This is a genomic window from Psychrosphaera aquimarina (assembly GCF_032461525.1).
GTDB lineage: Bacteria > Pseudomonadota > Gammaproteobacteria > Enterobacterales > Alteromonadaceae > Psychrosphaera > Psychrosphaera aquimarina.
In genome coordinates, this window is record NZ_JAWCUA010000007.1 from 256,172 (window position 1) to 272,094 (window position 15,923).

Annotated in this window: 11 protein-coding genes; 3 read left to right on the forward strand and 8 right to left on the reverse strand. The window is 37.8% G+C overall.

The annotated features are described in order from the left end of the window. Window positions 1-2: 2 nt before the first annotated feature. The 4 genes from RT723_RS07720 to RT723_RS07735 form a co-directional block, all read right to left on the reverse strand. Window positions 3-875 (reverse strand): ABC transporter ATP-binding protein, encoded by an 873-nt coding sequence (locus RT723_RS07720; protein WP_315946554.1) that lies wholly within the window; start codon window positions 873-875, stop codon window positions 3-5. 319 nt (window positions 876-1,194) lie between these two features. After that, on the reverse strand, window positions 1,195-3,738 hold the full coding sequence (locus RT723_RS07725; RefSeq protein WP_315946555.1) for an EAL domain-containing protein: 2,544 nt from the start codon (window positions 3,736-3,738) through the stop codon (window positions 1,195-1,197). Window positions 3,739-3,896: 158 nt separating this feature from the next. Then, window positions 3,897-4,481 carry a dCTP deaminase gene (gene dcd, locus RT723_RS07730; RefSeq protein WP_216054561.1) on the reverse strand — a complete coding sequence of 195 codons (585 nt, stop codon included), beginning with the start codon at window positions 4,479-4,481 and terminating at the stop codon, window positions 3,897-3,899. A gap of 39 nt (window positions 4,482-4,520) precedes the next feature. After that, window positions 4,521-5,633, reverse strand: coding sequence for an Mrp/NBP35 family ATP-binding protein (locus RT723_RS07735; protein ID WP_315946556.1), 1,113 nt, complete (start codon window positions 5,631-5,633; stop codon window positions 4,521-4,523). A 160-nt stretch (window positions 5,634-5,793) separates the two neighbouring features. Between RT723_RS07735 and metG the strand changes: the two genes are divergently transcribed. After that, on the forward strand, window positions 5,794-7,824 hold the full coding sequence (gene metG / locus RT723_RS07740) for a methionine--tRNA ligase (RefSeq protein ID WP_216054563.1): 2,031 nt from the start codon (window positions 5,794-5,796) through the stop codon (window positions 7,822-7,824). 211 nt (window positions 7,825-8,035) lie between these two features. Further along, entirely contained in the window at window positions 8,036-9,703 is a 1,668-nt protein-coding gene (locus tag RT723_RS07745) for an AMP-binding protein (protein WP_315946557.1), read from the forward strand. Between the two features lie 200 nt (window positions 9,704-9,903). On the opposite strand, the gene RT723_RS07750 is transcribed toward RT723_RS07745, so the two are convergent. Continuing rightward, a complete protein-coding gene (locus RT723_RS07750) occupies window positions 9,904-10,092 on the reverse strand; it encodes a hypothetical protein (RefSeq protein WP_315946558.1) in 189 nt (62 codons plus the stop codon). A gap of 13 nt (window positions 10,093-10,105) precedes the next feature. After that, complete coding sequence (locus RT723_RS07755) at window positions 10,106-11,662, reverse strand: hypothetical protein (protein ID WP_315946559.1); 1,557 nt, start codon at window positions 11,660-11,662, stop codon at window positions 10,106-10,108. Between the two features lie 371 nt (window positions 11,663-12,033). On the opposite strand from RT723_RS07755, the gene RT723_RS07760 reads away from it, so the two are divergent. Then, window positions 12,034-12,258: a hypothetical protein gene (locus tag RT723_RS07760; RefSeq protein ID WP_315946560.1), complete on the forward strand. Its 225-nt coding sequence runs from the start codon at window positions 12,034-12,036 to the stop codon at window positions 12,256-12,258. 44 nt (window positions 12,259-12,302) lie between these two features. On the opposite strand, the gene uvrB is transcribed toward RT723_RS07760, so the two are convergent. Then, window positions 12,303-14,324, reverse strand: coding sequence for an excinuclease ABC subunit UvrB (gene uvrB, locus RT723_RS07765; protein ID WP_428983623.1), 2,022 nt, complete (start codon window positions 14,322-14,324; stop codon window positions 12,303-12,305). Between the two features lie 2 nt (window positions 14,325-14,326). Continuing rightward, window positions 14,327-15,631, reverse strand: a complete 1,305-nt coding sequence (locus tag RT723_RS07770; RefSeq protein ID WP_315946561.1) for an MATE family efflux transporter — start codon at window positions 15,629-15,631, stop codon at window positions 14,327-14,329. Window positions 15,632-15,923: the final 292 nt, after the last annotated feature.

A 15,923-nucleotide genomic window follows, 5' to 3' on the forward strand; every position in this document is an offset into this window, starting at 1 on the left:
TTTCAACTAACAGCGAAAAATATAGAATCTTCTAAGTCTGGTACAACGGCATTGAATTCACTTGCAGGGCAAGTGTCACTTATTACATGTATTTGAACTTCTCCAGCCACTAAGCGGTGGCTGATCACTTGATGTAATGATTGATATTGTGACAGTTGTGCTTTGTTGATGGTTGCTTGCCACAATTTGCCATTAAGTGATGATGTTAGTTCACTAGGTACGCCAGTGGCGATAATTTCACCATTTACTTGCACGGCCATGTTTGGGCATAAGTTACTCACATCTTCAACAATATGAGTGGATAAAATCACCACGGTATTTTCACTAATATCGCTTAATAAATTATGAAAACGATTACGTTCTTGTGGGTCTAAACCAGCTGTCGGTTCATCAACAATCAATAACTTAGGCGCGCCTAATAACGCTTGGGCGATACCAAAACGTTGTTTCATTCCACCAGAAAAGCCGCTGACTGCTTTGTTTTGCACATCCGTTAGATTAGTTAAATATAATAATTCTTGAATTTGCTTATGTCGTTGCTTTTTATCGCTTAGCCCTTTTAGCAAGGCAAAGTGTTCTAACAAAGCAAATGCTGACATTCCAGGATAAACGCCAAACTCTTGCGGTAAATACCCTAATACAGGGCGTAGTTTTTGTGGCTCGGTTAATACATCTATCCCATTAAATTCAATCTGACCAGAGTCAGGTAATTGCAGTGTGGCAATAGTGCGCATTAAAGTGGATTTACCAGCTCCATTTGGCCCTAACAAACCAAACATCCCCGCTTTAATCGTTAAATTAATGTTATTCAAGGCCATAACATCATTTTTATTTTCACTGCTATATGACTTACATAAGTTACGTATGGTTAACATGGGTAGCAATATCCTGATAAATTGAATAACCAATTTTGAACAAAATTAGCCTAAATTAAAATAAACAAATGTTCACCGTATTTTCAATAATTTATAAAGTACTAATTTGGATTGGTTTACTAACCCAATCAGTATCAATCAAATTTAATTTCCGCCGGTACTACATCAATCAAAAGTTAAAAGTTGAGTAATATCTACTGGGCGCCTTCACTTTTAGAGATCAGTAAGAAAGATCTATCGTCAAGTTAACCAAGGGAGGATATTCCTATTCACAAGTTTTATTGAAAACACCCAACTAAGTTATCTATTGATAAGGCTCTCATTCATGTTGTTTTGGCTTTTTCTGTAACCATCTCATATAGTCGATAAAGGCCATCGGTTTTGCATATAAATACCCTTGAGCAACGGGGCAATAGAAGTTATTTAAAATCTCAGCAACTTCATGTGTTTCAACCCCTTCAGCTACAACAGACACGCCTAAACGACGTCCCAGTGCAATCGTCATTTCAGTTATCATATTATTACGTTTAGACATGGCGAGATTCATGAACGACCTGTCTATTTTGAGCATATCAAACGGCAATTGGCTTAAATAATCTAAGTTTGAATAGCCTGTACCAAAATCATCAATCGCTATTTTATAACCTTGTTGATGCAGCTCAGTTATGACTGACTTTGCCATCTCAGGATCATTCGTGGTCGCCGACTCCGTTAACTCAAACACAATTGTTTTAGGCGGGATTACATACTCTGCTACTGTCGTCAAAATATGCGCTATCAAGCCGTTGTCGGTTAAATCTTTACTGGAAAGGTTGATTGAAATCGTATGTTCAAAGCCTAATCGATATAACTTAGCATGTTGAGATAAACCTTGAGTAATCACCCACTCGGTTAAATGGTGAATGGTGCCGGTCTCTTCCGCTATATCAATAATTCTCTCAGGTGAAACATACCCTAAATCACTATGATTCCATCTTAATAACAACTCGCTACCTTGTACCACGCCCGTTTTTAAATTGATTTGAGGTTGATGAAATAATTCTAAATCATCATTATCGATAGCCGTTTGCAGTTCGCCAGCTAATTCAAAGCGTTTCTTCACGTTTTCTGATTTATGCTGTTCATACCTTACCCAGCATTGCTCATTTTTGTTACGGCCCAACATGGCTTGAAAGGCTAACGTGATCAGATTTTCTTTCTCTAAACTATCGTTAGGGTAACTAACGACACCGGCATTACAAGACACGGATATAGCAGCACCGTTTAACGTAATTAATGTAGACACGGCTTCTTGTATTGCCAAGAAGTTATATGACAAGGCTTCGTCAGACAGATCTCCGACAAATATCAGGGCAAAACAGGAATTACTAACCCGAGCGGTATGGTAAGTTTTATTTTCAATGTTTTGTTCAAATTCATAGATGGAAGTTAGCCCGTCTGCATAATTTTCAATGTTGTTAAATAACTCAATATAAAATTGATTGGATAATTCAACGCCTAAACTGGGGATGAGATTATTGGCTTCTGGTATTTCAACTAAGACTAACGTAAAAGATTTTTTACCACTAACCAGTTTCTTAATCACTGGCTCTAATGCGGCTTTGTTTGGTAATCCTGTGACTGGATCATGTTTGGTTCGGTAATCTCTGTCGACTTCATTGGCGCGAAATCTATCCATTAGGGCAATCGACATAATGCAAATTTCAGCGAGTACACCTAACAAAGCCGCATTTCGAGTCAGAAAATTATATGGAACACCGCCGTTAAATGCCGCAATTCCAATCCCCACACCAACAAACAGTGGTAACCAAGACAATAGATAATAACGTACCCACATTAGTCGGCTGCTGAGCACCATCGACATTAAACTAATTACATAAACATATACAAACAACACGGCGGCAAAATAGACAGGCGTTAACGTCGCTTCGGTGAAATACAATGCACTAAAGGCAAACACTAAAATAACTTTTGATGCCATCATTCCGATATTAACAAACCAAGGTTTGATTTTATCAAAACGAAGAAACGAGATGGCAAACTTCAAAGCAAAGATTAACCCAATAAAATGAGTGATCATTAAATGATTATTAAACCAACGGGCCACTTCAAACGGAAAGACATAAAAGGAAAAACCATTAATTAAACTAATGGTGAAACCTGCAAACGCGATATAGCCGATGTAGTTAAAATACGAAGGATCGCCAATGCCTTTAAACATGATGTAGTTATAGATGATCATGATCAAAACTACCCCAATAAAACAACCAATCAACATCAACTGCGCACTACTTCGTAATTGAGAGTCTTCAATCAGCTCTATGATGATGGGGGATGCACTGGCACCATTGGTTTCAATATGGATATATATACTTTGGTCACGTTGAAAACCGTCATATATATTCATTTGAGGGACAACATAATCAAGATTATTTTTAGAAAATGTAGTGTCTCCGACTCTTTTGGTTTGAACCACAGCCCCTTTTTCTAATAAATAAAAGGTAATTGAATCCAACGTAGGGTTATCAACGGTGACACTAAAAGCACTTGATAAAGGATTAACCCCACCTTTTAAGTTAACACGGTACCAAACACTGAATACTAATGAATCTGGGCTGTGGAGTTTTTTAGAAGCGTCAGCATACATACCAGAAGGGAGTTTATTTATCTGTGACAGTGAGAGTGGGTTATCACTGTCATCAATATAATGAATGTTGAATTTTTCTTTGACTAAATCGGTTGAATTAACCGTATTTTTGTTTATTGCTTGTTGGCCATTATGAATATTAACCGCAAATACAGTCACGATTATTGATACGATTATCAATAAAAATTGGATTGTTCTTTTTATGTTTATAGGCATTTATGGCCAACTCCGTTTGGTTATATAACAAGCCCTAGGCTAATAGGGTAGATAATTACAAACACTATTAATAACAATTATGACAAGAGCAATGTTAATAAACAAAGGTTAAAGAAAAGGCCTATGATTATTTTCATTAGGCCTTAATTGTTACGACATTAACTATCTTGGTTTATTCTGCTGCCATCCGCACCAGCTTGATTTTTATATTTTGCGTCCACCCTTGAAGTGTAAGGCTTAGCAGCAGGCCCAGACATAACTTCAAAACTCAACGCACCAATCTTCATTTGTGGTTTTAACGCTAATGGTAATTTACCACTATTAAAAAACTCTAACACTATGTTGCCTGACCAACCTGGATCGATTCGATGGGCCGTAACATGTACCATTAAACCCAAACGAGCCAGTGAAGAACGCCCGTCAAGCCAACCAACCAAATCATTTGGTAAAGTAATGGACTCATGGGTAATTGCCAATGCCAACTCACCTGGGTGCAAGAAAAAAGCTTTATCATCGGCAATCACTATTTCATCACTCATGATAGATTCTAAGGCAATTTCAGTTTGTGCTTTAGGACCACTTAAGTCTATATATGGCGCGGCATGAGCTTGAAACACTCTAAACTTATTACCTAAAGTTAAATCAACGGTTACGCCAGAAATAGCATCATCTGAAGGTCGAGGGGAAATAACGATTCTTTCATCATTGATGGCTTTAATAATATCGGTGTCACAAAGACGCATTGTCTGTCCTAATTAGGTTAAATTTTTATTCAATTATTATTAACTGACTGCGATTACAGATACAGTTTGTTTTGATAGTTGCATCATAAGTGAAAATGCTAATTGGTGATACTCCATTGCAATATTTTCACTTACCAGCGGTTTATTAAGCGCATAAGGCTCACCGGCATCGCCAGACTCTCTGACCCCAGCGATTAAAGGCAATTGAGCTAATAAAGGCACCTTGTGTTTAGCCGCACAACGGCCTCCGCCACCCTGGCCAAATAAATTATGCTGTTTGCCACAGCCGTCACAAATAAATTGACTCATGTTTTCCACTAACCCCAAAATTGGCGTATTCACTTTTTCAAACATATTGATGCCTTTTTCAGCATCGGCCAATGCCACATTTTGTGGTGTTGTGACAATCAATGCACCATCACATTTTATATTTTCTGACATCGTTAATTGAATATCCCCGGTCCCCGGTGGCATATCCACTAATAGAATATCAAGTTCTGGCCAGTTAGTTTCATTAATCACTTGCATCAACGCACGTGAAGCCATTGGGCCGCGCCAAATCGTTGCTTTGTCTTCCGGTACGACAAAACCGATGGAATTTAAATAAACACCAAAACGTTCAAAGGGTTCCATAGACTTACCATCTTTGGACGTAATCGACTCACCAGCTAAACCAAACATAATTGGTACCGATGGTCCGTAAATATCCGCATCCAACACTCCAACCTTCACACCTTGCTCAGCTAAACTGGCCGCCAAATTTGCCGTAACGGTGGATTTACCAACTCCACCTTTACCAGAAGCAACCGCCACAATTGACTTGATATTAGGAATATTTTGTTTGTTACTTTTGGTTGGCACATAAATAAAAGTTATAGGTGAGGATGATTGGGTTTGTTGTTGTAATATCTTGACTAATTCAGGCGCAAACTTACCTAATGAAAATGGTAATTCAATTGCAAATCCTCCATCGTTAAAATCAATTCCAATTTGACCATAAATACCATTTGGAAAATAACCATGACAGATCTGTTTTAATGCCTGTCTTAACGCTTGTTTTTGTTCATTAATAGTTAATGATTTCGTTAACTTTGCATCGCCCACACGGGGAGGCTTATCACTTGACTTAGAAAACAACTTGGGAAATTTCATTTTTGCCTTAATCTTTACGACTTGATAGGTGCAAATATGCGGTAAATTATGTAACATCGGCTGCCTAAACTCTAGCGTTTTGGCAAATTCGTCACATCGCCAAATTCCAGCTTGTTAATTTACAGCTTAACCACTTGTTTATAAAGGTTTTTTCACAGTTATGGCATCAGACCAAGTAAATCGTAGAATTTTAGTAACCAGCGCCCTTCCGTACGCCAACGGACCAATTCATTTAGGTCATTTACTAGAATATATTCAGACCGACATTTGGTCGCGTTTTCAAAAAGCACAAGGTAACGAATGTTATTACGTATGTGCAGATGATGCTCACGGCACACCAATCATGCTTAAAGCCCAAGAACAAGGCATTACACCAGAAGAAATGGTGGCTAAAACCGGCATTGAGCACAAACAAGATTTTGATGATTTTTTAATTGATTTTGATAACTATCACAGCACTCATAGTGAAGAGAATAAAGAGTTCTCGGCGTTAATATACAACAAACTAAACGATGCGGGTTATATCGCAAAACGCTCTATCAGCCAGTTGTTTGACCCTGAAAAACAAATGTTTTTACCTGACCGTTTTGTCAAAGGCACCTGCCCTAAGTGTGGTGCAGACGATCAAAATGGTGATAATTGTGACAAGTGTGGGGCAACTTATACCCCGACAGATTTAGTTAACCCTAAATCTGTCATCTCTGGCGCAACTCCAGTAATGAAAGATTCAGAACATTACTTCTTTGACCTGCCAAAATTTGAACCTATGTTAAAACAATGGTTACGTAGCGGCAGCATCCAAACAGAGATGGCGAACAAATTAGAAGAATGGTTTGAGCAAGGTTTACAGCAATGGGACATTAGCCGAGATGCTCCTTATTTTGGTTTCGAAATTCCAAATGCTCCTGGTAAATACTTCTACGTTTGGTTAGATGCGCCAATTGGTTATATGGCTAGCTTCAAAAACCTATGTACTAAAAACGGCGTTAACTTTGACGAGTTTTGGCAAGAAGGTTCGGACACTGAACTTTATCACTTTATTGGTAAAGACATTATTTACTTCCACAGCCTATTTTGGCCAGCCATGTTAGAAGGTGCTAATTTCAGAAAACCAACTAACGTTTTTGCTCATGGTTTTGTAACGGTTAACGGCGAGAAAATGTCTAAGTCTCGTGGCACCTTTATTAAAGCCAGAACCTTTTTAGATCATTTAAATCCAGAGTATTTACGTTATTACTTTGCTTCTAAGTTAAACAGTGGCATTACGGACTTGGACTTAAATCTTGATGATTTTGGTCAAAAGGTAAATTCAGATCTGATTGGCAAAGTGGTAAACATTGCCAGTCGTTGTGCCGGTTTTGTTAAGAAACGTTACGACAGTAAATTATCTGACAATATTGATAACCCTGAATTATTAGCTGAATTCCAACAAGCAAAAACAAGCATCACAGCGGGTTATGAAAATCGCGAATACGCGAAAGCCATTCGTGAAATTATGGCACTTGCAGACAAAGCTAATAAATACATTGATGACAAAGCCCCTTGGGTAACGGTTAAAGACGAAACCTTACAACAACAAACACACGATGTTTGTTCAATGGGTATTAATTTATTCCGTATATTGATGACCTATTTAAAACCAGTGTTACCAAAAATGGCTGAAGAAGTTGAGACATTTTTAAACGCTGAATTATCATGGAACACCATAGACACCGCACTAACCGGTCACGAAATAAATAAATTCAAAGCCTTAATGCAACGCGTTGATATGGATAAAGTCGCTCAGATGGTTGATGATTCAAAAGACAATTTAGTGGCCACTAAACCTGTTGCAACCGGTCCATTGGCTGATGATCCAATCGCAGATGAAATTGAATTTGATGACTTTGCTAAAGTCGATTTGCGTATTGCGAAGATCATTAAAGCTGAACATGTTGAAGGCGCAGAGAAACTATTAAAATTCCAACTGGATATTGGCGGAGAAACACGTCAAATATTCTCTGGAATTAAAGCAGCTTATACACCAGAAGAATTAGAAGGTAAGTTAACGGTTGTGGTTGCGAACCTAAAACCTAGAAAAATGCGCTTTGGTATGTCAGAAGGCATGATCTTAGCAGCGGGTCCTGGTGGAAAAGAACTTTGGATTTTAGAACCGCATGAAGGTGCACAACCTGGTATGCGTGTAATGTAATAACTAAAATTACGGTATTGCACTAATTTTTTAACAGCAAAAGCAGAGGGCATACCTCTGCTTTTTTGTATCTAAATGCTATCAATGATCAATAACTTACCTTAATGTTGGCCTAAATGGTTTTTTTTATACATAATAGATTGATATCAATAAACAAAAATACCTACATCAACAGGTAAAATTTAATAATAACTATAAAAAGGCGGCGTCAATGGATAAAAGCCAATTCACACCATTACAGTGGTTAGAACACTGGGCAGAAACAACACCAAATAAGGTATTTTTGCATCAACCAGTAAACCGAGTTGTACAAACGCACACTTGGGCTGAAGTACAAGATAAAGTAGAAAATATTGCCGCATCCCTTCATCAGTTGGGCTTTGTCAAAGGTGACAAAATTGCGATATTAGCCAAAAACTGCGCTGAATGGTTGATCACCGATTTAGCCATCATGCGCGCAGGCATGATCAGTGTACCAATCTATCCTTCTGCCAATGCTGATACAATTCAATATGTTTTGGAGCATTCAGAATCTAAAGCTGTATTCGTCGGTAAACTTGATAAATGGCAAGATGCCGATGTTGGTGTAAAAGGCACGGTAATTCGTCTGTCTATGGGTTATGAAACCATGCCATGTCAGTACGACTGGAATAAACTGCAAACCTTAGCCAAAGACCACGCTCCACTTGAAAAGTATATCCCTGAATTAGATGACACAATTTCAATCATATATACCTCAGGCAGTACAGGTAACCCGAAAGGGGCCATTATTAGTTATCGTGCATTTAATTGGGCGAACCAAGAAATCGTCAATTTATTAAAAATGACCGATAAAGACAGAATGTTGTCTTATCTGCCACTGGCACACATTACGGAACGCTGTTTTGTTGAAGGTGTTGCTTACCATGCCAATACAACCTTGTATTTCACGGAATCTCTTGAGTTTTTTGTTGAAGATTTACAATACGCAAAACCAACTGCATTTTTCTCGGTGCCGCGTTTATGGAGTTTATTCCAGAAAAATATCATAGATAAAATTGGCAATAACAAACTTAATATATTGTTGTCTATTCCACTGGTTTCAAGTTTGATTAAACGTAAGATTCAAAAGGGGTTAGGGTTACAACATGCCAGATTACTGGCATCGGGATCTGCACCAATCTCACCTTCAATTTTACATTGGTACAACAAAATAGGGTTAAATATCTGTGAAGCTTGGGGTATGACTGAAAACTGTATCTACGCCATTGGCTGTTTCCCGTTTGAAGAAAAACTGATAGGCACCATTGGACGTGTATTACCAGGTTGTGAAGTTAAAACCACAGCAGAAGACGAACTGTTATTTAAAAGTGGCGGTTTGTTTGATGGTTATTATAAAAATGAAGAAGCCACTAAAGAAGCCTTTACCGAGGATGGCTTTTTCAAAACAGGCGATTTAGCAAAAATAGACCCAGACTCAGGGGCAATTACCATTATTGGTCGAGTTAAAGACAATTTTAAAACCGCCAAAGGAAAATTTGTTTCTCCTGTACCAATTGAGAAAGTATTTGCACAAGACCCTCATATTGAACTGTTATGTCTATTAGGTTCTGGTATGGCCGCCCCTGTTGCATTAGTACAACTATCTGAAGGTGCCGCAGCGTTACCAAAAGAACAAGTTGCTGCATCTTTAAAAGAAAACTTGTTAGCGGTTAACAATCAGTTGGAGTCTCATGAAAAAATCGGCGCAGTTGTGGTGGTCGCAGAACCATGGACACCTGAAAATGATGTGTTAACCCCTACCCTTAAAATCAAACGTCATGTGTTGCATAAACAATTTGCTGAGCGCGTTGAAGAATTAAAAGGCCAACAAGTACTTTGGGAGTCAGAGCTAAATTAATCATATTAAAAAAATATTATTAATGTTGATATCTACCCAAGCCGTTCAATAATTTGAACGGCTTTTTTTATCACTGTTAATTTTAACCTTTGAATAAAATTCTCAGAAAAATCCGGTAAAATAAGTTTACCGGATTTACATGCCCAAATTATGATTACATGTAATTGGTAAATACTAATTTGAGATTATAGGATAGAACATTACTGCCAATCTAATTCATCCCAGTTACTATTATCCCAGTTGGTATTTTCTGTTTCACATGTATTAGTTTCTTCACACGTTGGTTCTGGGTCTTCACCACCATCCTCGTCTTCTGTTCCACCGCAAGCCATTAAACCAAATGACAAAAGCAATACAGAAAGTAACTTTGCGTTATCTTTTATACTCATAGTGCTGCCTTAATTATCGATTTAAATGTGCATCTAGTATTTCTTGCCAAATTGTTGGGGTACCACAATTCGAGTTATTACTTACATCATTAACACTTATTTCTAGACTAGACATGCCACTACAATTAAAAGAGCTGGTATTACCTACAAATGTATCACCGGAAACTTCCGATTTACTACTGTGTATTTCGACGGTATTAGAAATGGTTGAATTTTCCACGGTCAAGGTTGAGTTGTGTTTAATTTGCGAAGAATCTTCACTGGATGAAGTTAACGTTGAACTACTCATCCACACAGTACTTGCCGCATAACCTGATATTAAATTTAACGTCGTACTCTCTACTTTAAGGCTTGAATTATAGTTTGCAAAAGCTTCACTTACTGTTCCCCCTTTAACGAGTACTTGAGCACCTTGATCTATATGTAAATGCTCAGTAACCAAATTATTAAAGGTAGCGCTAGAATTGTTGGTGACGGTCATGCTGCTAACATCGCTAAAAGTCATATCACCAAATACACGGCTAACACTTTGATCCATATAAAAATAACCTGCAATCTCCATATCACCAGCTTGCAAGAAGCCTCCACCTTCTAACGATACATTACCTTGTGTTGTGATCTTAGGTGTATGATCTTGCCACTCCCATGCTTCCCAACTTACTCCTTTTCCAATTTTTAATGCGTTGCCGTCAGTTGAGTTTAACGTCAGGTCAGCTTGTTGGTTGACTGTAGTTGCACCATTTAAATCAAGTGCCCATGGCCCTCCAACATTAAATGTGCTCGGTGCCCCTGTAAATCTTATAGTTGCATTATTTCTAGCAAACACACCTGTATCAAACTCGTTTGCTGTCACTCCATTGATATAAACTTGTGCGCCTTCTTGTGCAACAATGGCCGCGATGTAAGTGTTATCACTAGATCCCACACCAGTGATCACCGTATTATTTACACTGCCATGACCACCACGGTAAAACCCGATAGCATTAAAAATATCGTTCGTACCTGCCTTTATATCTAAATTTGAAATGTATAAGCCACCACCTAAGCCATTGTCTAACCTAACTTGTTGAGTATCAGGATTTGGAATAATTGAAGCACGTTGCTCAGCATCAGCTGCATATAAATGGACAGATTGAGATGCTAATTGAATCCGTCTGTCATTATCCTCATCGTCATCTGGATTACCTTTTATAAATCGAATATCACCGTAACATTCTCCAGTAATACTGAAATTTACATTAGTGAAATACGCATTCGCTTGATATTTCTCGAGTAAATCTGAAGGGTTATTCGTGCAATCAACTGCCAATTCGATTTCACCGTCTTTTAACTGAGATAATGGTGATAATGGCACTTCACTGTCTTCCATCTCAGCAATTTTAGCGTCTAGAGCAGCCAATGCTTCTTCATTAACAGTAGTGGCGGTAACTAAGTGTTGAAAATTAGCATTAACTTCTGCAGCTTTAGCAGGTGTGCCCGCTGTAAATACGTTTGGAACTGGATCTGCTGCTAAAGCAGAAAGTGATGTTATTGAGATGAAGGGGATGAGGTACTTCTGACTTAAACGCATAAAATATCCTTACTATTTTTTATCATTTGCCTTTGACTTAAATTAAGTTAGTTAACATAGATAATTTATGACTATTTAACAAGACGAATAAATTTCAATCATATCTCTTAAATTGATAATGATATTAAAGAGAAACCTTCTGAATAATTAATTTTTAATAAAGTATTTGCGGTTACTCCCACTAACTGTAAGTAAATAGCTTCCCGCATTTAATTACACTTTCTATTCATAAAAGAAATAACTGCTTATTTATTCACAATAAAATAATCTAACAAGTACAAGTTACAACACTAATATTTGTAAGGTCAATGAGTGAACAAATCAAAAGGATTTTCCGTTATTAAAAAGTTTATATGAAGGTAGGATTAACGATGAATAATGTAATGAGATGCCAAGCAGATGTGATTAATAATTATCTAATGAATAATGATGGGCTAGCCGCTTCAGAATTTATGAGCGACATGTCGATGCCATTTGATCAACAAGACCGTGTTTTCTCTGCAATTAGTCGACTGAATAAGCCTTCATCACGTAAGATTGGATTAATAATTGAGTTATCCGCCAACCATACAACAAACGAACTATTACAAAAATAGTTCGTTTATTGCTGTTAGAAATTCGAAATAATGATGGATATTAATTAAGAGTTTTTAATGATCTGTTGATGCAGCTGCTGAACTTTATCTCTAAGTTCTCCCGCTTTTTCAAACTCTAAGTTTTTAGCATGTTCCATCATTTGCCCTTCCAGTACTTTAATCTCTTTAGCAATTTCCGTTGGCGACTTAGTTTTGTATTCTGCTAAACCTTCTTTGATTAATATTTTTTGTGCCGCATTTAATGCAGGATTATCACCACCCACATCCATGATGTCTGTGATACTTTTCACAACACCGCGCGGCGTAATTCCATTTTTTACATTATAAGCATGTTGAATTTCCCGGCGTTCATTTGTCACATCGATGGCTTTACGCATTGATTTAGTTATACGATCGCCATATAAAATTGCACGACCATGAATGTTACGAGCCGCACGGCCTATCGTTTGTATTAACGAACGTTCTGAACGTAAAAAGCCTTCTTTGTCAGCATCAAGTATTGCGACCAAAGAGACTTCTGGCATATCCAAACCTTCACGTAGTAAGTTAATACCTACCAACACATCAAATTTACCACCTCTTAAATCACGGATGATTTCAATTCGTTCAACAGTGTCTATATCAGAATGTAAATACCGAACTTTAATCCCATGATCGGCCAAATAATCCGACAGGTCTTCAGCCATTCGTTTGGTCAATGTTGTCACTAATACACGTTCATTTTCAGCGACCCGTAAATGAATTTCAGACATCAAATCATCGACTTGTGTGGCCACTGGCCTAACTTCAATAATAGGATCTAATAACCCCGTTGGTCGAATGACTTGTTGAGCTACATCGTCTCCGCACTTCTCTATTTCATAGTTACCTGGAGTTGCGGACACATAAATGGTCTGCGGTGAAAGCTGTTCAAATTCAGGAAAACGTAACGGTCTATTATCTAATGCCGAAGGCAAACGAAAGCCATATTCCACTAGATTCTCTTTACGAGAGCGGTCACCTTTATACATAGCACCAATTTGTGAAACCGTAACATGTGATTCATCAATGATAAGTAAGCCGTCTGATGGAAAATAATCGATCAACGTTGGTGGTGGTGCGCCAGGATCTCTTTCTGATAAATACCTAGAGTAGTTTTCAATGCCCGAGCAATAACCTAGCTCACGCATCATTTCCATATCAAACAGAGTACGTTGGCTTATTCTTTGTTCTTCAATTAGTTTATTGGCTTCTTTCAGTTGTGTTTTGCGTTCTTTTAATTCAACTTTAATTTTATCAATCGCCGCCATAATTTTTTCACGAGGCGTCACATAGTGCGTTTTAGGGAATATCGTTGCTCTGGTAATTTCTCTTTCCAGTGCTCCAGTTAAAGGGTCAAAACTGGTTAACTTCTCTATCTCTTCATCAAATAATTCTACTCTAAAAGCGTATTTGTCTGAGTCTGCAGGAAATATATCAATTACGTCACCACGGACACGATAACAACCACGTTGAAATTCAATATCGTTGCGTGTGTACTGTAACTCAGCTAAACGTAATAAGATTTGTTTATGATCGACAATATCACCAACTCGAAGGTGCAATAACATCTTCATATAGGACTCTGGATCGCCTAAACCGTAAATAGCGGAAACTGACGCGATAATAATTACATCACGTCGTTCCATTAATGCTTTGGTCGCTGACAAACGCATTTGTTCAATATGTTCATTAATCGAAGCGTCTTTTTCGATAAAAGTATCAGTTGAGGCAACATAAGCTTCTGGCTGATAGTAGTCATAATATGAAACAAAATATTCAACCGCATTATTTGGAAAAAACTCTTTCATTTCACCATATAATTGCGCTGCTAACGTTTTATTATGAGCCATGATCAATGTTGGTCTGTCGACGGAACTAATCACATTAGCCATGGTAAAGGTTTTACCTGTTCCCGTAGCCCCTAATAAGGTTTGATAAGCCAAACCATTATCTAACCCTTCAACTAACTGCTTTATCGCTGTAGGTTGATCACCACTTGGTTCAAATTTACTGTGTAAGTCAAACGCTTTAACTATTTTATCCATGATTAACCTTCTGCCTTAACTACTGCAGCTTGTGGTAATGCTTTTAAAAACCACTTATAGGCGATGATTGCGGTAAATACATTACCGATTAACGCACCAACAAAAAGTCCAACTAAGCCAAAATATACCGATCCTAAATATGCAAAAGGTACGTAAAAAACAAATAAACGGATCACTGACAAAACCAGTGCGCTCATAGGACGATGAAGCGCATTCAATGAGGAGTTAGATAAAATGATAATGCCTTGGAAACCATAACTTAACGGTAAAGTCCAAATGAATAACTTAATAACATCCATTACAACAGGATCATCTTTACCAAATGCCATAGCGATATACCCAGCGGCTAATGCAAGTAATAAGTAAACGCCCAGTTGCCACAGCAAGACAAATTTAATCACCGACTTATAAGCCTGCTCTACCCTATCCCATTGCCCAGCTCCAAAGTTTTGGCTTATAAAAGGCGGTAATGTCATGGACAGCGCTAATACCACCATACTGGCAATGGACTCAATTCGAGTACCTACACCAAACCCTGCAACTGCTGCATTTCCATGAACTGCAATAATTGCAGTTAATACCGCCATGGCTATTGGGGTTAACATGTTAGCCCCTGCGGCAGGTAAGCCAATTTTTAAAATACGTTTGCTTACCGCAATAAATTGGGTAATTGGGATCCAACGTATCCATATTAATTTACGTTTAACAGCCAATATATAAATTACGATTACAAACCCAAACGCCCAAGCGATGACACTCGCAATAGCGGCGCCTTGAATGCCCAGCTCTGGGAATGGACCAATACCGAAAATAAGCAAAGGGTCTAAAATCGCATTAATTAAGCCGCTGGTTGCCATAATAATACTGGGTGTTTTTGCATCCCCTGATGCCCTTAACACAGCATTTCCGACCATAGGCGACATTAAAAACACCGCACCTATATACCAAATGTCCATATACTCATGAATTAATGGCAATAAATCTGACTTTGCCCCTAATAAGGTGAATATTTCATTGGTGAATAAGTAAGTGAGGAAAGCTAAAACAGCAACTAATATAAAAGAAAGGATCAAAGCCCCTAATCCATCATCTTTGGCTTGCTCTAATAAATTAGCCCCACGAGCTTTGGCAATCACAGCAGAGGTGCCTATGCCTAATCCAATAGACAAACTTATGATGGTGAAGGTGACGGGAAATGTAAAACTAATTGCAGCAAGAGGATCAGTACCAAGTAGCCCAATAAAATAAGTGTCTATTAAGTTAAATGACATTAACATTAACATGCCAAATAGCACTTGTTTGGTCATTTTTTTAACACTGGGCCTATTGGTGCTGTTAGTAAATTTTCAGAAGACGACATAAAATTGAAATAGACCTGAGAAACAAAAGCCTATTCTAATGAAACTCTGCTATTTGTTCACCTTTAGTTTCTATTTAATTTAACTTTTATTGCACAACCCGCATAATTCCTCCATTAATCAATATTTAAGCGCTTATATAACGAAAAGTAATCAATTTACACTGTTGTTGTGCACAGCTGATTTTTTTAAGTTATGTTTATGATTATTTTTCGTACCAATGTTCATAAATGAGCAACAA